Here is a 16,535-nt window from a genome sequence, read left to right as displayed (position 1 = left end):
CCGCAGCGACACACAAAACGAATGTGGCGGAGTATAACACGACATCAATCTGAATGTGCTGCAACGGTTGGAGCAGAGGCCTGCTGACGTTATACTGCTTCTCTTTCTTATTTATCCAACAGCCGACACCTATGCCTGTTTTTGCTCTACTCGCCCTTGTCGCCTACTCCGTCAGCCTCGCGCTGATTATCCCCGGCTTGCTGCAAAAAAATAGCAGCTGGCGGCGAATGGCGATTTTATCAGCGACTATCGCGTTGATCTGCCATGCTTTTGCGCTGGAAGCACGGATATTCCCCGGCGGCGAGAGCGGGCAAAACCTCAGCTTACTGAACGTCGGGTCGCTGGTGAGCCTGATGATCTGTACGGTAATGACTATCGTGGCCTCGCGCAATCGCGGCTGGCTGCTGCTGCCTATCGTCTATGCCTTCGCGCTGATCAATCTGGCCTTCGCCACCTTCGTGCCTAACGAATATATCACCCACCTGGAAACCACCCCGGGGATGCTGGTGCATATCGGCCTGTCGCTCTTCTCCTACGCCACGCTGATCATTGCCGCGCTGTATGCGCTACAGCTGGCGTGGATCGACTACCAGTTAAAGAACAAAAAGCTGGCCTTCAGTAGCGAAATGCCGCCGCTGATGAGCATTGAGCGCAAAATGTTCCACATCACCCAGGTCGGCGTGGTGCTGCTGACCCTGACGCTGTGTAGCGGTCTGTTCTATATGCACAATCTGTTCAGCAGCGAAAACATTGATAAAGCGGTGCTGTCGATTATTGCGTGGTTCGTCTATATCGTCCTGCTGTGGGGCCACTATCATGAAGGGTGGCGCGGACGTCGTGTGGTGTGGTTCAGCGTCGCTGGCGCCGGTCTGCTGACGCTGGCCTATTTTGGTAGCCGCGTGCTGCAACAGTTCGTGAGCTAAGTCTTTTAAGGAATCCTACGTGGAACATATCTCCACCACCACGCTGATCATAACGCTGATCGTCATGGTGATTATCTCTGCCTATTTCTCCGGTTCCGAAACCGGCATGATGACGCTGAACCGCTACCGGCTGCGTCATATGGCGAAACAAGGCAACCGCCCCGCCAAGCGCGTGGAGAAGCTGCTGCGCAAGCCGGACCGCCTGATTAGCCTTGTGCTTATCGGCAATAACCTCGTCAACATTCTCGCCTCGGCGCTGGGCACCATCGTCGGCATGCGCCTCTACGGCGATGCCGGCGTCGCGATCGCCACCGGCGTGCTCACCTTTGTGGTGCTGGTGTTTGCCGAAGTCCTGCCGAAAACCATCGCCGCCCTCTATCCGGAAAAGGTCGCCTACCCCAGCAGCTTCCTGTTGGCGCCCCTGCAGGTGCTGATGATGCCCCTGGTGTGGCTGCTGAATACCATCACCCGCATGCTGATGCGCATGATGGGCATCCGCACCGATACCGTCATCAGCAGCGCCCTGAGTAAAGATGAACTGCGCACGATTGTGAATGAATCCCGTTCACAAATCTCACGACGCAATCAGGATATGCTGCTGTCGGTGCTGGACCTGGAGAAGGTCAGCGTTAACGACATCATGGTGCCGCGCAATGAGATTGTCGGCATCGACATAAATGACGACTGGAAATCTATTGTCCGCCAGCTGACCCACTCCCCACACGGCCGTATTGTGCTCTACCGCGATTCGCTGGACGATGCCATCAGCATGCTGCGCGTCCGCGAAGCCTACCGCCTGATGACGGAGAAGAAAGAGTTCACAAAAGAGATCATGCTGCGGGCGGCAGATGAGATCTACTTTGTTCCGGAAGGGACGCCGCTCAGCACCCAGCTGGTGAAATTTCAGCGCAATAAAAAGAAAGTCGGCCTGGTGGTTAATGAATACGGCGATATTCAGGGGCTGGTTACCGTAGAAGATATTCTTGAAGAGATTGTCGGCGACTTCACCACCTCCATGTCACCCACCCTGGCGGAGGAAGTGACCCCGCTCAACGACGGTACGGTGATAATCGACGGCAGCGCCAACGTTCGCGAGATCAACAAAGCGTTCAACTGGAACCTGCCGGAAGATGAAGCGCGCACCATCAACGGTATCATCCTTGAAGCGCTGGAAGAGATCCCGGTCCCGGGCACCCGCGTGCGCATTGAGCAGTATGATATTGATATCCTCGACGTGCAGGACAACATGATCAAACAGGTGAAAGTGATGCCGGTGAAATCATTACGCGAGAGCGTCGCGGAGTAGCGCGAGCGAAGGAATTAACATCACGGTGGGCTGCGGCCCGCCGTTTTTTTTCTCGCGCCGGGAGCGATGGCATAAAAAACGGCCGCCCGCGGGCAGCCGTTGAGCAAGGCAGCAAACGTTATTTCGCTTTTGCTACCGTCACCATCGCGGCGCGAATGGTGCGGCCGTTCAGGGTGTAACCTTTCTGCATCACGGCCAGCACGTTGCCCGCCGCCACGTCTTCAGACTCGACCATCGCAATGGCCTGGTGGACGTTCGGATCCAGCGGAACGTTGGTGTCGGCGATCACTTCCACGCCAAACTTACGCACTACGTCCAGCATAGATTTGAGGGTCAGTTCGATCCCTTCCACCATCGGCGCCAGCTCCGGGTTAGCCTTGTCGGCCACTTCCAGCGCGCGGTCCAGGCTGTCGATCACCGGCAGCAGTTCATTGACGAATTTTTCCAGCGCGAATTTGTGCGCTTTCTCGATATCCTGCTCGGTACGACGACGCAGGTTATCTTCGTCGGCTTTGGCACGCAGCATCACTTCACGTTCACGTTTCTGCGCTTCAGCCAGCTGGGCTTCCAGATTCGCAATTTTTTCATCGCGCGGATCCACCTGCTCAGCCGAAACTTCAGGCTCTACCGCCTCAACGTCGTCGTGCTGCTCCGTGATAATTTCTTCCGGGGCTTGCCCCTCAGGCGTTTTCTGTTCTTTACTACTCATGAATTTCTCCGCGTTTTTTTCGCATTCATCTCGCTAACTTCGCTTATTATGGGGATCAGTTTCCGGGTTTCAAGGGAAGCGGACAGATTGTCACTATTTCATTTAACGCAAGGACATCCAGATCATGAAGAACCATTTCAAGTGTATCGGCATTGTGGGACATCCTCGTCACCCCACCGCCCTGACCACACATGAAATGCTCTGGCGCTGGCTGTGCAGCAAAGGGTATGAAGTGCTGGTTGAACAGCAGATCGCCCATGAACTCCAGCTCAGCAACGTGAAAACCGGCACGCTGGCGGAGATTGGCCAACAGGCCGACCTCGCGGTGGTAGTGGGCGGCGACGGCAATATGCTCGGCGCGGCGCGGACTCTGGCCCGTTATGACATTAATGTCATCGGCATTAACCGCGGCAACCTCGGCTTTCTCACCGACCTGGACCCGGACAACGCCCTGCAGCAGCTCGCCGACGTACTGGAAGGCCACTACATCGCGGAAAAACGCTTTCTGCTGGAGGCCCAGGTGTGCCAGCAGGATTGCCAGAAACGCATCAGCACCGCCATCAACGAAGTGGTGCTGCACCCCGGCAAAGTGGCGCATATGATTGAGTTCGAAGTCTATATCGATGAAGTCTTTGCCTTCTCCCAGCGCTCCGACGGCCTGATTATCTCCACTCCGACCGGCTCCACGGCCTATTCGCTGTCGGCCGGCGGCCCGATCCTCACCCCGTCGCTGGACGCCATCACCCTGGTGCCGATGTTCCCGCACACCCTCTCGGCGCGACCGCTGGTGATCAACGGCGACAGCACCATCCGCCTGCGCTTCTCTCACCGCTGCAGCGATCTGGAGATCAGCTGCGACAGCCAGATTGCCCTGCCGATCCAGGATGGCGAAGACGTTCTCATTCGCCGCTGTGATTATCACCTCAATCTGATTCACCCTAAAGATTACAGCTATTTCAATACATTAAGCACCAAGCTCGGCTGGTCGAAAAAATTGTTCTGATTTACATCGCTGCCTCTTTACTGGATAAAAAACCAGTCTATACTGTACGAAAACACAGTATTGGTTTTTCATACAGGAAGGCAGCTATGTTGGCGCAACTCACCATCAGTAATTTTGCTATCGTTCGTGAACTGGAAATTGATTTCCACAGCGGCATGACCGCCATCACCGGGGAAACCGGCGCCGGGAAATCCATTGCCATCGACGCGCTGGGGCTGTGCCTCGGCGGCAGAGCGGAAGCCGACATGGTGCGTCGCGGCGCCACCCGTGCCGACCTGTGCGCGCGCTTCGCGCTGAAAGATACCCCGGCCGCCCAGCGCTGGCTGGAAGAGAACCAGCTGGAGAGCGGGCGTGAGTGTTTACTTCGCCGGGTGATCAGCGCCGACGGCCGCTCGCGCGGCTTCATCAACGGCACCGCCGTCCCGCTCTCGCAGCTGCGCGAGCTGGGCCAGCTGCTGATCCAGATCCACGGCCAGCATGCGCACCAGCTGTTGACCAAACCCGAACACCAGAAAACGCTGCTCGACGGCTATACAGGTGAGTATGCGCTCACTCAGCGTATGGCCGAGCACTATCGCCAGTGGCACCAGAGCTGCCGCGAGCTGGCCCAGCATCAGCAGCAGAGCCAGGAGCGTGCCGCCCGCGCCGATCTGCTGCAGTACCAGCTTAAAGAACTGAACGAATTTAACCCGCTGGCGGGAGAGTTTGAGCAGATTGACGAAGAGTACAAGCGCCTGGCCAACAGCGGCCAGCTGCTCAGCACCTGCCAGCACGCCCTTACGGTACTGGCGGACGGCGAAGAGGCCAATCTGCAGAGCCAGCTTTATACCGCGAAGCAGCTGGTCAGCGAGCTGGTGGGCATGGACAGCAAGCTTTCCGGCGTCCTGGATATGCTGGAAGAGGCGGCCATTCAGCTCAGCGAGGCCAGCGACGAGTTGCGCCACTACCATGACCGTCTGGATCTCGATCCGAACCGTCTGTTTGAACTTGAGCAACGGATTTCCCGACAAATCGCGCTGGCGCGTAAACATCAGGTGATGCCGGAAGAGCTGCCGGCGGTTTATCAGGCGATGCTGGAAGAGCAGCGCCTGCTGGACGACAGCGCCGGCTCGCTGGAATCCCTCAGCCAGCAGGTGGTCGAACATCATCAGCTGGCGCTGGAGACCGCGCGCCAGCTGCACGCCCTGCGCCAGGCCAGCGCCGACGAGCTAACCCAGCTTATCACCGAGAGTATGCACTCACTTTCGATGCCGCACGGGGTCTTCGCGATTGAGGTCGCTTTTGATGAACGCCATCTCACCGCCGACGGCGCCGATCATATTGAGTTCCGCGTCACCACTAACCCGGGGCAGCCGCTGCAGCCGATCGCGAAAGTGGCCTCTGGCGGCGAATTGTCGCGTATTGCGCTGGCGATTCAGGTGATCACCGCGCGTAAAATGGAAACCCCGGCGCTGATCTTCGACGAAGTGGACGTCGGCATCAGCGGCCCGACCGCGGCGGTAGTCGGCAAGCTGCTGCGCCAGCTGGGCGAGTCCACGCAGGTGATGTGCGTTACCCACCTGCCGCAGGTCGCAGGCTGCGGCCACCATCATTTCTTTGTCTGCAAAGAGACCGATGGCGAGATGACCGAAACCCATATGCAGCCGCTGGATAAGCGTGCTCGTCTGCAGGAGCTGGCTCGCCTGCTGGGCGGCAGCGAAGTCACGCGCAACACCCTGGCGAACGCGAAAGAGTTGCTTGCGGCGTAAACTTTTTGATTTTCACAGGGTCATAGTGAACAGCAAATTGCCTGCTGACCGCAGCCGGAGGTTTCCATCGGCGCGAAGGTCTATTATTATCGGCATATTACAGATGAGCCACGTACTGCTCGGGCCCAAAAAGGAATCAAATCACTATGCGCTGTAAAACGCTGACTGCTGCCGCAGCGGTTCTTCTTATGTTGACCGCAGGCTGTTCCACTCTGGAACGAGTGGTTTACCGTCCTGACATCAACCAGGGTAACTATCTGGCACCTAACGATGTAGCAAAAATTCGTGTCGGTATGACGCAACAGCAGGTTGCTTATGCTCTCGGAACGCCAATGATGTCGGATCCGTTCGGCACCAACACCTGGTTCTATGTATTCCGTCAGGAGCCGGGCCACGAGAAAGTGACTCAGCAGACCCTGACCCTGACCTTCAACAATGGCGGCGTGTTAACCAACATTGATAACAAGCCCGCGCTGACCAGTCAGTAAGGCCCGGAAAAGCAAAAAGCGCTCAATGAGCGCTTTTTTTATGGCCGATAGCGGGTCTGCAGCTGCCGGTTACTTCGCGGCGTTTTTCTCCGCCCGCTGGCGACGCAGCTCTTTCGGATCTGCGATCAGCGGGCGATAGATTTCCACCCGGTCGCCGTCATGGACTTCGTCGTGCAGCTTAACCGGACGACTGTAAATACCCAGCTTGTTTTTCGCCAGATCGATGTCATCACGCAGCGCCAGCAGGCCGCTGGCGATAATCGCCTGCTCGACCGTCGCCCCCTCGTCCAGAGTGACCCGCTGCAGGTACTGCTTTTCAGGCAGTGCGTAAGCGACCTCAACACGAATATTAGCTGGCACTGTAGACCTCTTTGGCGCGCGAAGTGAACGCCTGCACCATGTTGGCGGCCAGTTCCTTAAAGACCCGGCCAAAGGCCATCTCAATCAGCTTATTGGTAAACTCAAAATCGAGATGGAACTCGATTTTGCACGCCTCCGGGCTCAGCGGAATAAACTTCCAGCCGCCAATCAGCTTCTTGAACGGGCCATCCACCAGGCTCATCAAAATGCTCTGGTTGCTGGTCAGTGTATTCCGGGTCGTGAAGGTCTTACTGATGCCGGCTTTGGACACATCAACCGCCGCCGTCATTTGCGTCGGCCCGAATTCCAGCACGCGGCTACCGGTGCAGCCTGGCAGAAAATCAGGATAGGACTTCACATCGTTTACCAGTTGATACATCTGTTCCGCGCTGAAAGGCACCAGCGCAGTACGGCTAATCTGAGGCATAGCAGGTTCCACATTTAAACACAGTGCAAATAATATCATTTATCTGCTGCTAAAAAAAACGCTGTGCCGCAACTCGTGCTAAGATGCGCAGTACACCTCGCAGGATGCGATCGAGGTAACTGTGTATAAGACGATGACTTCAGGACATTATGACTAAGAAAAAAGCCCACAAACCTGGATCAGCCACCATTGCGCTGAATAAACGCGCCCGTCACGAATACTTTATCGAAGATGAATACGAGGCTGGTCTCGCCCTGCAGGGCTGGGAAGTCAAATCCCTGCGTGCAGGCAAAGCCAACATCGGCGATAGCTATGTCATCCTGAAGGATGGCGAAGCCTTCCTGTTCGGCGCCAACTTTACGCCCATGGCCGTGGCTTCCACCCACTATGTCTGCGACCCGACGCGCACCCGTAAGCTGCTGCTCAACCAGCGCGAACTCGACACGCTGTACGGCCGCATTAACCGCGAAGGTTACACCGTTGTCGCCCTATCGCTGTACTGGAAGAATGCCTGGTGCAAAGTGAAAATCGGCGTCGCCAAAGGTAAGAAACAGCATGACAAGCGTACGGATCTGAAAGATCGTGAATGGGCGCTGGATAAGGCGCGTATTATGAAGCACGCCGGACGCTAACCCCCTCCCCTGAGGGCCAGCTCTCGCTGGCCCTCACGCTATATCCTTGTTGATGCTGCTTTTTCGTCCACCCCTGCTGAAAGAATCCTGCGTTATGGGGCTGGTAACGACATTCACAAATCTGTTATACTTGACCTACACATTGGGGCTGATTCTGGATTCGACGGGATTTGCGAAACCCAAGGTGCATGCCGAGGGGCGGTTGGCCTCGTAAAAAGCCGCAAAAAATAGTCGCAAACGACGAAAACTACGCTTTAGCAGCTTAATAACCTGCTCTGAGCCCTCTCTCCCTAGCTTCCGCTCTTAAGACGGGGATCAAAGAGAGGTCAAACCCAAAAGAGATCGCGTGGATGCCCTGCCTGGGGTTGAAGCGTTAAATCTAATCAGGCTAGTTTGTTAGTGGCGTGTCTGTCCGCAGCTGGCAAGCGAATGTAAAGACTGACTAAGCATGTAGTGCCGAGGATGTAGGAATTTCGGACGCGGGTTCAACTCCCGCCAGCTCCACCAAAATTCTCCATCGATGATTACCAGAGTCATCCGATGAAGTCCTAAGAGCCCGCACGGCGCAAGCCCTGCGGGCTTTTTTGTGCCTGTTGTTGTTCGAGAACATCCGGCTAAATCCTGTGATTATTGGTATACGATTTCACAAAGGAGTGTCTGTCGATCACGGCTGCTTTCGGTATTTCAGGTGTTCAGGTCACGCATATTCTGGACAGCATCGCACTATTTCGGGGCTACCCGGCGACAATAAGAACCGATCAGGGCCCGGAATTTACCTGCAGCGAACTGGATCAATGGGCCTTTGAACATAGTGTTGAGTTACGCTTAATCCAGCCGGGCAAGCCAACTCAGAACGGATTTATTGAGAGTTTCAACGGTCGCTTTCGGGATGAATACCTGAATGAGAACTGGTTCAGCGAAGTTCTTCATGCCCGGAAAATAATTCATGACTGGCGGCATGACTATAACGAGTCCAATCCTCATTCATCGCTGAATTACCAGACGCCAGCTGAATTTGCAGCAGGCTGGCGAAACAGGAAACATGAAGAAAAATCAACCTGAAGGTTATATCTAATACTGGAGGCAGATCAATAAAACGAAACACCAGCAGGCAGATGATTTCCCAGATAAAAGCAACAGCCATTCAGGTTACAGCCTGGAATTGCGATCATTTATCCCCAGAGATATCTATAGATTTAATTTTTTCAATAGCAACAACATTTCCAGACATCGCTTCATTGAGAACTTGTACAGCAGAACTAGCATCGCGGTTCTTAATGGACATGTAGACCTTAATATGAGCCTCCACGCTCTCAAGAGTAATACCCAGTGCACGGTTGAGCTCTTCAAGATAATAGTAATAGATATCTTTAATTGAGCTCATAACATTGTAAAAGACACTATTATGAGAGGCCTTGACAATGGCCAGATGGAACTCGTAATCCGCTTCTGAATACTTTTTATAGTCACCCTTGTTGATCAGCATATTGTTCAATGCTTCTTCGAGCTGACGAATATCGTCTTCGGTAGCGTTCAAGACCGCGAGTTCCACACATTTAAATTCCACGGTTTGGCGGAAAATCATCATATCGTGAAATTCTTCGCGACTCAGGTGCATGATTGGGCGGGGCTCGTTACTCAACATGTGTGGAGTGAAGTTTTCGCTCACGTAGCTGCCGCTACCCTGCCGTGTCACCACTATCCCAAGATCACGAAAACGCTGTACCGCACTACGTACACTGACACGGCTAACGTTAAATGAGGCAGTTAGCTCCGCTTCCGAAGGTAAACGACTACCTGGCGCCCAGCTGCCGTCCAGCAGCTTGCTACAGATCTGATCATAAATTTCATTTACAACATTTTGTTTTTGAATGGATTTTATGCTCAAGATGGGTATCCGTAATCTGTTCAGGAACTCTATACAATATAACATTTTTAAAATTAAAGCGCCCCGAAAGGCGCCCTAACTTAGCAAGTTTGTGCTTTCGCTTGCCTGGATTCTTTACTACTAAACGAAGTAAGGGAGGTGAGCAGCACTGCCAGCACCAGTGAGATTCCCATAAAGGCATAAGAAGCACCTGGGCCGCCAGTTATACCATTCAGATAACCCACTATCCAAGAACCTACAAATGACCCCAACGCGCCAAAACTCACGATAAATGCCATCGCGCCAGCCACAACATTACGCGGGATCATATCTGGAATGGCCGCAAAGAATGGTCCATAAGGGGTATACATCGCGCCGCCAGCAATCATCAGCAGAACATATGAGAGCCAGAAGTTTGATGCTCCAATGGTAAACGATCCAATAAAGCAGATAGCACCAAGTCCTAAAAACAACAGAACAATAATTTTACGGTTAAGAAATTTATCTGAATACCATGACGCAGCTAGCATCAGTGGAACGGCTAATAAATAGGGTGCTGCTGATAGCCAACCTGTTGCGACTATGCCCAGCCCAGAAGCCGATTTCAAAATAGAGGGTAACCACATGATGAAACCATACATCCCAATATTCCAGAAAAAATGAATAAATGAAAGGGACAAAACTTTACCGGAGCGAAATGCTTCAGTGTAGTTTTTTATTTCTTTAATATTGGTTTGTTCTGCTGCCAACGCTGCTTCAATATCTTCTTTTTCTTGCGCTGTTAACCATGTTGCATCTTTAGGTCGGTCAACAAATATCACCCACCAGATAATTGCCCAGATAATCGCAGGTACGCCTTCGATAATAAACATACCACGCCAGCCAAAAGCATCCACGAGATACCCTGATAATACCGACATCCAGAGTACCGTGATGGGGTTACCCAGAAAAAGGAATGTATTGGCTTTGGACCTTTCTTTCTTGGTGAACCAATGACTTAAGAAAACAAGCATAGCGGGCATTACCACACTCTCGGCAACACCAAGCAAGAATCTGATGACTGCCAGGGTTTTAACATCATGAACCATACCGGTTGCCGTGGCTAATATCCCCCAAAGAATTAAACTCCAAAAAATAAGTTGTTTAGCACTTCTTTTTTCAGCGTAAATCCCGCCAGGCACCTGAAAGAAAAAATATCCCAGGAAAAACAACGCACCTAATAATGAGGAAATCCCTGGCGTGATATTAAGATCTTCAGCCAGACCGGCAGCAGCACCAAATCCGTAATTGGCACGATCGAGATAGGCAAGGCTATAGGTAATGAAAGCCAGTGGAATCAGTTTCTTCCAGCGAATCGGAGCTAATTTTTTTTGCATACTATGAATCATAATTTTTTCCCGTGTATTTACTGCTGGGCAAAAAAAAGGATAGTAAAAAATATTAATTACAGCACGGCGAGCCAGCCACCATCGACGTAAATAATCTGCCCGTTGATATAATCGGATGCTCTGGATGATAAGAAGACGGCCGTGCCGATAAGCTCATCCGGACGACCCCAGCGCTGAGAGGGGTTGCTGCTTTTCACCCAGGCGTCGAACTGTTTGTCTTCGATAAGTGCAGTGTTCATATCCGTCAGAATGTAGCCCGGCCCAATGGCGTTGGTCTGGATATTAAACTGCGCCCATTCTGCGGCCATCGAGCAGGTAAGCATTTTGATACCGCCTTTTGCCGCCGTGTACGGGGCAACGGTCGGTCGTGCAGCCTGGCTGGTAAGCGAGCCAATATTTATGATTTTGCCGCCACTGTTGCGGGCCATCATCCGTTTTGCCGCCGCGCGGGACACCAGAAATGCGCTGGTCAGGTTAGTGTCGATCACCTTCTGCCACTTTTCCAGCTCCAGTTCGACCATCGGTTTACGGTACTGAATACCGGCGTTATTGATCAGGATATCCACACTGATCCCTTCTGCATCGAGTTTGCTAAAAGCCGCCTCAATCGCCTGTTCATCGGTGACGTCAAAAGCCACGCCTTGTGCGTCGTAACCCTTGCTTGTCAGTGTATCCACGGATTCGGCCAGCAGTGTGTCGCGAATATCATTCAGGATGACCCGTGCGCCTGCAGCGGCAAGGCCCTCAGCGTAGGCAAAGCCCAGTCCGCGTGCAGAACCCGTCACCAGCGCCGTTTTCCCGGTTAAATCAAATAAAGCGTTCATGTTGTTTCCTCATTCGTTTAATTTGTATGACGACTGTCTTTTTTAAGGTTGAATTTTCGTCCTGATAAAATCAACAGTTTACCTATGAATTTGCAACAAGGATCACAAACAGCTCAACTTCGCGATCATATTATTACGATTAACAAATTGAATTATAAGTGTTTATTCAATTTTCATTGAACGCAATTTGATCGCTATCACAGAATGGCACTCTAAGCGATCCTTTGTAAAAGAAGCGTGATATAACAGCACCAAGTTGTAGGACAACTTACAAATATGCACCATGTCATCCACAACGGTATGACATGCGGTAAATTCGCTGAGTTGAGGAGAGAAAGTGAGTAACCTGAAAATCACCAATGTGAAAACGATTCTGACGGCGCCGGGCGGCATTGATTTGGCGGTCGTTAAGATAGAAACCAATGAGCCGGGGCTGTATGGGCTGGGATGCGCGACCTTTACGCAGCGTATCTTCGCGGTAAAAAACGCGATCGATGAGTACATGGCGCCTTTTCTGATTGGCAAAGATCCGACCCGTATTGAGGACATCTGGCAGTCAGGCGCGGTGAGCGGTTACTGGCGCAATGGCCCGATCATGAACAATGCATTGTCGGGCGTGGACATGGCGCTGTGGGATATCAAAGGTAAGCTGGCGGGGATGCCGGTTTATGATCTGCTGGGCGGCAAATGCCGTGATGGGATCCCATTGTACTGTCACACTGACGGTGGCGATGAAGTTGAAGTGGAAGATAACATCCGCGCCAGAATGGAAGAAGGCTACCAGTACGTTCGCTGCCAGATGGGAATGTATGGTGGTGCGGGGACCGATGACCTCAAACTGATCGCCACGCAGCTGGCACGTGCGAAGAACATTCAGCCGAAACGTTCACCGCGCAGCAAAACGCCTGGCATCTACTTTGACCCGGATGCCTACGCCAAAAGCGTTCCGCGTCTGTTCGACCACCTGCGTAACAAGCTCGGTTTTGGCATCGAATTTATTCATGATGTCCATGAGCGCGTCACCCCGGTGGCCGCCATTAACCTTGCAAAGACACTGGAACAATATCAATTGTTTTATCTCGAAGACCCAGTCGCGCCGGAAAATATCGACTGGTTGAAAATGCTGCGCCAGCAGTCTTCCACGCCAATATCCATGGGCGAACTGTTTGTCAATGTTAATGAGTGGAAACCACTCATCGACAACAAACTGATCGACTACATTCGTTGTCATGTGAGCACCATCGGCGGTATCACGCCGGCGAAGAAACTCGCTGTCTATAGCGAACTGAACGGCGTGCGTACCGCGTGGCACGGTCCTGGTGATATTTCACCAGTCGGGGTCTGCGCCAATATGCATCTGGATCTGAGTTCACCGAACTTCGGCATTCAGGAATACACGCCCATGAACGACGCGCTGCGTGATGTCTTCCCGGGTTGCCCGGAGATTGACCTCGGCTATGCCTACCTGAACGATAAGCCTGGCTTGGGTATCGACATTGATGAAGCCGAGGCGGCGAAATACCCGTGCGAGGGGGGGATCCCTTCCTGGACAATGGCGCGCACACCTGACGGCACGGCTTCAAGACCGTAAATAATAAAGACCCGGCTTAAATTTGCCGGGTCTTTATTACAGCTAGCCACTCACAATAATGAGTCCGACGAATCACCATAAAAATCCAACGCATAAATACGCCTTTCCCTATCAATACCGTCACCACTCTTTTTGCGCCTTCCCTTCTAAGCAACCTATAAACATCCCCAACAGAATTGATCTACTCCTGCACTAATTACGCCGCTGCCAGCCCATCGGTGATTACCAGAGTCATCCGATGAAGTCCTGAAGGCCCGCACGGCGCAAGCCCTGCGGGCTTTTTTGTTACCTGTGCGGTCATATTCTCTGTATCAATCTCGAGCATCATCTATGCTTGTTTTGCACCACGATGCCATAACGTAAAAAATCATGGTGCAAAAACATGTCTAACCCATTGAAATAACAAGCCAATACCGGGTAGCGACTACGCGATGGCGACGGGCTGGCGTTGTTGATTAAGCCATTCGGCAGAAAGATCTGGTTCTTCAAATACACTCCCCCGGCGCTGAAAAAAAGGGCCACCATCAGCATTGGACCCCACCCCGCTTGGTGCCAAATGCTAACGCTGCAGCCATAATCTCACCATGGCGTGATGTAACAGATGCGACTGATGGTTATCTTCGTCAGGTACGTGATGGTTCTAAAGACAAAGAAAGGCGAATCATGGGCAGATTTCAAGGTAAACGCATCCTTATCACTGGCGGTACCAGCGGTATGGGGTTTGCAGGCGCACTGCGCATTGTTAGTGAGGGCGGCAATGTTGCCATTACGGGCCTCAATGATGAAAGGTTGAAGCGCGCCCGTAGTCTACTGCCTGAATCATCTCTCATTCTGAAAAACGATGCAGCCAGCGAAGCAGATATAAGCGTTCTTCAGGCAGCGATAAGCGACTGGGGTTCACTCGACGGACTATGGCTTAATGCTGGCTTCGCAGAAGTAGGTGCTCCGGAATCGGTGACAGCGGATGCTTTTAACCGCATGATGAATGCTAACGTCCGCGGCCCGATGCTGCAGCTTGCCGCTCTTTCTGGATCCCTCAATTCAGGCGCATCTGTTCTTGTCACCTCATCTTCATCTGTATATGAAGGTGCGGCAATGACCAGCCTCTATGCAGCAACGAAAGGCGCAGTTGTCGCAATGGTTAAAAGCTGGGCCTCTGCGCTGGCTGTGCGGGGGATTCGCGCCAATACGCTGGTACCGGGTCCGATCGAAACGAACTTTAGACATTTCATGCCGGAAGAGTCGCGTCAGCAGTTTGAAGATTTTGTTGTCAGCCAGGTCCCCCTCGGCCGGGCAGGAACCGCGGAAGAAGCATCTGCTGTCGCACTTTTCCTGCTTTCTGATGATGCATCCTATGTCACCGGCAGTCAGTACGCGGTAGATGGCGGGCTGGTGCATTACTAGATATGGCAACACCGGCATCATTTCCTGATACAGATCCTCAAACCCCCACTGTAGAAGTGGGGAAAATAACGGCCCCTGCTTACATCAATAAACAATCCGTTACTCCAGAATCGTCCATTTTTCGCTTAAAACAGCCCGGCAACATCCGAACGCAACGAACAGATTCAATGTGCAATATCTCCCGTTACCCAGACTGCCCATCAAACCGGGAAACACCAAAATGATTCATTTGAAAGGATAAACGTGGTATTCAGGCATGGCGGGCGCGTGAAGAATCACTGACTGTTGATGCAGCGATGATATATCAGGCCAGCGACAGCAGTGTTATGTCCCTACCGCAATCTCAACTGGGCGGGGCGTTTATTCGGATGAGAAGGACTCACTCGGGGAGGGAGGCAATAATGGCAGATTCAGAACGCGATAAACCAGCTGCGTTGTCATTAAATATCGGCAGTAAAATAAGACGACTACGGCAGTCCCGGGGGATTTCGTTAAACGATCTGTCTAAATTGTCAGGGGTTTCAAAGGGAGCGTTATCCAAGCTGGAATCAGGATCTTCCAGTCCCCGAGTTGATACGCTGGACGCTATCGCCACCGCGTTACGTTTACCGGTCGGCGATTTGCTAAGCGGTAGCAGGATGTATCCCCGCTTTGAAAAATATCGCCCTGTGCCGGGCGATTATTCGCAAATGATGAAATTCCGCATCGGCCCCGGCAATACCTCCGAGATATGGTTGCTGCAAATGGAACCGCGGGTCACCATCCACAGCCCCGGACATTCAGAGGGGGCGCATGAACATATTCTGGTACACAGCGGAACTCTGCGCCTGCGCTTGAGCCAGTATGAAGTCATCACCCTGGAGCCCGGGGATTTTTATGCCTTCTCTGCAGAGATTGCGCACACGTACAGCGCAACGGAAACGGCGGTTAGCGCGACGGTGGTAATGACTCACCTCGAGCCCGGTTAACTCCGCCGCGCCATTATCGGACCTGGAGACCTGAGATATGGCGCCGGCGTTTCGGGCATCTGTTCACTTAAAGAAACAAAAACGGTCCGCTGAATGCCTGAGGGAAAATTATTTTAAAAATAAAATTAATTAAATTCAGGCGATTGATTGCGAACTGATAAATATCTTCCCCCGTCATCGGGAAACCCGTTGTTCAGTTTGCGGGTTAACTGTATTGTTATTTCGAACAGCAGAGCCGGCCTGCTTGCGCTGTATTTTCCCACAAAGCAAAGCAGGCGTAATAGCCGGAAAGCTGGCCATAATACGGTCACTTTCCTGATGATCCTGGCGTCTTTTTATTAGCGATCAATATCGCCTAACCCGGCTGTGCGCCGTGCGGCCCAATGCCTGCTCTTTTTTATGACGAAATCAACCCACCCGCATTAAATATGTGTGACGGAGAAGATGAATGCGTAAAGTTAATTTAAAAGACAGTTTTGCTCTGTTCAGTGATTACTGGAGCCCGAAAATTGTCGGCGAAATGAATAACGAATATGTCAAACTGGCTAAATTATCCGGAAAATTTGACTGGCATCATCATGAACAGGAGGACGAGCTTTTTCTTGTGGTCAGCGGCCGCTTGCGAATGGGCTTAAGAACAGGCGATATCATTCTTGATGCCGGTGAGTTTATTATTGTGCCGAAAGGAACTGAGCATTGTCCTGAAGCGTTAACCGAAGAGTGCTGCGTCGTTTTACTGGAGCCAAAATCGACCCTGAATACGGGTAATATCGTCAATGAACGTACGGTGCGTGAACTGGATAAACTCTAATCGTCTGGCGGTGCGGAATAAACCGGGCCAGGGGAAGTTTTAGCGTTACCGGTTACCCGACCCCCCTCTCAGGATAAGACCCCCAC

16 protein-coding genes, 1 other RNA gene and 2 pseudogenes are annotated in these 16,535 nt (G+C 52.4%); 13 read left to right on the top strand and 6 right to left on the bottom strand.

Annotated features, from left to right (window positions below; translation table 11 throughout):
• Positions 1-131: 131 nt before the first annotated feature.
• Positions 132-923 carry an inner membrane protein YpjD gene (locus MKR05_RS11450; RefSeq protein WP_002914153.1) on the top strand — a complete coding sequence of 264 codons (792 nt, stop codon included), beginning with the start codon at positions 132-134 and terminating at the stop codon, positions 921-923.
• Between the two features lie 19 nt (positions 924-942).
• Positions 943-2,229 (top strand): HlyC/CorC family transporter, encoded by a 1,287-nt coding sequence (locus MKR05_RS11445; RefSeq protein ID WP_023290690.1) that lies wholly within the window; start codon positions 943-945, stop codon positions 2,227-2,229.
• A gap of 118 nt (positions 2,230-2,347) precedes the next feature.
• Here the strand turns inward: MKR05_RS11445 and grpE are convergent, their stop codons facing one another.
• A complete protein-coding gene (grpE, locus tag MKR05_RS11440) occupies positions 2,348-2,938 on the bottom strand; it encodes a nucleotide exchange factor GrpE (protein ID WP_004174800.1) in 591 nt (196 codons plus the stop codon).
• 124 nt (positions 2,939-3,062) lie between these two features.
• Here grpE and nadK point away from each other — a divergent pair, with 124 nt between their 5' ends.
• From nadK to bamE, 3 genes are all read left to right on the top strand, one after another.
• Positions 3,063-3,941 carry an NAD(+) kinase gene (gene nadK, locus MKR05_RS11435; protein WP_002914158.1) on the top strand — a complete coding sequence of 293 codons (879 nt, stop codon included), beginning with the start codon at positions 3,063-3,065 and terminating at the stop codon, positions 3,939-3,941.
• An 86-nt stretch (positions 3,942-4,027) separates the two neighbouring features.
• Positions 4,028-5,689, top strand: coding sequence for a DNA repair protein RecN (gene recN / locus MKR05_RS11430; RefSeq protein ID WP_004206849.1), 1,662 nt, complete (start codon positions 4,028-4,030; stop codon positions 5,687-5,689).
• A gap of 146 nt (positions 5,690-5,835) precedes the next feature.
• Positions 5,836-6,177, top strand: a complete 342-nt coding sequence (gene bamE / locus MKR05_RS11425; RefSeq protein WP_004206850.1) for an outer membrane protein assembly factor BamE — start codon at positions 5,836-5,838, stop codon at positions 6,175-6,177.
• A 69-nt stretch (positions 6,178-6,246) separates the two neighbouring features.
• Here the strand turns inward: bamE and MKR05_RS11420 are convergent, their stop codons facing one another.
• The gene (locus MKR05_RS11420) at positions 6,247-6,537 is read right to left on the bottom strand and encodes an RnfH family protein (protein WP_004206851.1); all 291 of its coding nucleotides are present in this window, start codon (positions 6,535-6,537) and stop codon (positions 6,247-6,249) included.
• On the bottom strand, positions 6,527-6,964 hold the full coding sequence (locus tag MKR05_RS11415) for a type II toxin-antitoxin system RatA family toxin (RefSeq protein ID WP_008806099.1): 438 nt from the start codon (positions 6,962-6,964) through the stop codon (positions 6,527-6,529). Before MKR05_RS11415 ends, MKR05_RS11420 begins: the two co-directional genes overlap by 11 nt.
• Positions 6,965-7,113: 149 nt before the next feature.
• Between MKR05_RS11415 and smpB the strand changes: the two genes are divergently transcribed.
• The 3 genes and pseudogenes from smpB to MKR05_RS11400 form a co-directional block, all read left to right on the top strand.
• Positions 7,114-7,596, top strand: coding sequence for an SsrA-binding protein SmpB (smpB, locus tag MKR05_RS11410; protein ID WP_002914164.1), 483 nt, complete (start codon positions 7,114-7,116; stop codon positions 7,594-7,596).
• Between the two features lie 144 nt (positions 7,597-7,740).
• Positions 7,741-8,103: a transfer-messenger RNA gene (gene ssrA / locus MKR05_RS11405) on the top strand.
• Between the two features lie 126 nt (positions 8,104-8,229).
• Positions 8,230-8,658, top strand: a pseudogene (locus MKR05_RS11400) (integrase core domain-containing protein); the annotation flags it as partial.
• A 106-nt stretch (positions 8,659-8,764) separates the two neighbouring features.
• Here MKR05_RS11400 and MKR05_RS11395 read toward each other — a convergent pair.
• From MKR05_RS11395 to MKR05_RS11385, 3 genes are all read right to left on the bottom strand, one after another.
• Positions 8,765-9,484: a FadR/GntR family transcriptional regulator gene (locus MKR05_RS11395; protein WP_048325388.1), complete on the bottom strand. Its 720-nt coding sequence runs from the start codon at positions 9,482-9,484 to the stop codon at positions 8,765-8,767.
• 80 nt (positions 9,485-9,564) lie between these two features.
• The gene (locus MKR05_RS11390; protein WP_075206799.1) at positions 9,565-10,851 is read right to left on the bottom strand and encodes an MFS transporter; all 1,287 of its coding nucleotides are present in this window, start codon (positions 10,849-10,851) and stop codon (positions 9,565-9,567) included.
• Between the two features lie 56 nt (positions 10,852-10,907).
• A complete protein-coding gene (locus tag MKR05_RS11385) occupies positions 10,908-11,675 on the bottom strand; it encodes an SDR family oxidoreductase (protein WP_049013856.1) in 768 nt (255 codons plus the stop codon).
• 337 nt (positions 11,676-12,012) lie between these two features.
• Here MKR05_RS11385 and MKR05_RS11380 point away from each other — a divergent pair, with 337 nt between their 5' ends.
• From MKR05_RS11380 to MKR05_RS11360, 5 genes and pseudogenes are all read left to right on the top strand, one after another.
• On the top strand, positions 12,013-13,266 hold the full coding sequence (locus tag MKR05_RS11380; RefSeq protein ID WP_048325396.1) for an enolase C-terminal domain-like protein: 1,254 nt from the start codon (positions 12,013-12,015) through the stop codon (positions 13,264-13,266).
• Positions 13,267-13,690: 424 nt separating this feature from the next.
• A pseudogene (locus MKR05_RS11375) lies at positions 13,691-13,810 on the top strand (integrase arm-type DNA-binding domain-containing protein); the annotation flags it as partial.
• A gap of 119 nt (positions 13,811-13,929) precedes the next feature.
• A complete protein-coding gene (locus MKR05_RS11370; protein ID WP_023290695.1) occupies positions 13,930-14,670 on the top strand; it encodes an SDR family oxidoreductase in 741 nt (246 codons plus the stop codon).
• 401 nt (positions 14,671-15,071) lie between these two features.
• Positions 15,072-15,638, top strand: a complete 567-nt coding sequence (locus tag MKR05_RS11365) for a helix-turn-helix domain-containing protein (protein WP_048298702.1) — start codon at positions 15,072-15,074, stop codon at positions 15,636-15,638.
• A gap of 448 nt (positions 15,639-16,086) precedes the next feature.
• Complete coding sequence (locus MKR05_RS11360) at positions 16,087-16,449, top strand: cupin domain-containing protein (protein WP_023290697.1); 363 nt, start codon at positions 16,087-16,089, stop codon at positions 16,447-16,449.
• Positions 16,450-16,535 lie beyond the last annotated feature (86 nt).

This window comes from Klebsiella sp. K5-204 (assembly GCF_030128585.1).
Taxonomy (GTDB): domain Bacteria; phylum Pseudomonadota; class Gammaproteobacteria; order Enterobacterales; family Enterobacteriaceae; genus Klebsiella; species Klebsiella quasipneumoniae.
The sequence above is the reverse complement of the archived record's forward strand: the minus strand, read 5'-3'. Positions and strand labels throughout refer to the sequence as shown.

Coding starts and splice junctions, on each gene's coding strand:
- MKR05_RS11450 (WP_002914153.1), top strand. CDS start 132: ATGCCTGTTTTTGCTCTACTCGCCCTTGTCGCCTACTCCGTCAGCCTC.
- grpE (WP_004174800.1), bottom strand. CDS start 2,938: ATGAGTAGTAAAGAACAGAAAACGCCTGAGGGGCAAGCCCCGGAAGAA.
- nadK (WP_002914158.1), top strand. CDS start 3,063: ATGAAGAACCATTTCAAGTGTATCGGCATTGTGGGACATCCTCGTCAC.
- recN (WP_004206849.1), top strand. CDS start 4,028: ATGTTGGCGCAACTCACCATCAGTAATTTTGCTATCGTTCGTGAACTG.
- bamE (WP_004206850.1), top strand. CDS start 5,836: ATGCGCTGTAAAACGCTGACTGCTGCCGCAGCGGTTCTTCTTATGTTG.
- MKR05_RS11415 (WP_008806099.1), bottom strand. CDS start 6,964: ATGCCTCAGATTAGCCGTACTGCGCTGGTGCCTTTCAGCGCGGAACAG.
- smpB (WP_002914164.1), top strand. CDS start 7,114: ATGACTAAGAAAAAAGCCCACAAACCTGGATCAGCCACCATTGCGCTG.
- MKR05_RS11390 (WP_075206799.1), bottom strand. CDS start 10,851: ATGATTCATAGTATGCAAAAAAAATTAGCTCCGATTCGCTGGAAGAAA.
- MKR05_RS11385 (WP_049013856.1), bottom strand. CDS start 11,675: ATGAACGCTTTATTTGATTTAACCGGGAAAACGGCGCTGGTGACGGGT.
- MKR05_RS11370 (WP_023290695.1), top strand. CDS start 13,930: ATGGGCAGATTTCAAGGTAAACGCATCCTTATCACTGGCGGTACCAGC.
- MKR05_RS11365 (WP_048298702.1), top strand. CDS start 15,072: ATGGCAGATTCAGAACGCGATAAACCAGCTGCGTTGTCATTAAATATC.
- MKR05_RS11360 (WP_023290697.1), top strand. CDS start 16,087: ATGCGTAAAGTTAATTTAAAAGACAGTTTTGCTCTGTTCAGTGATTAC.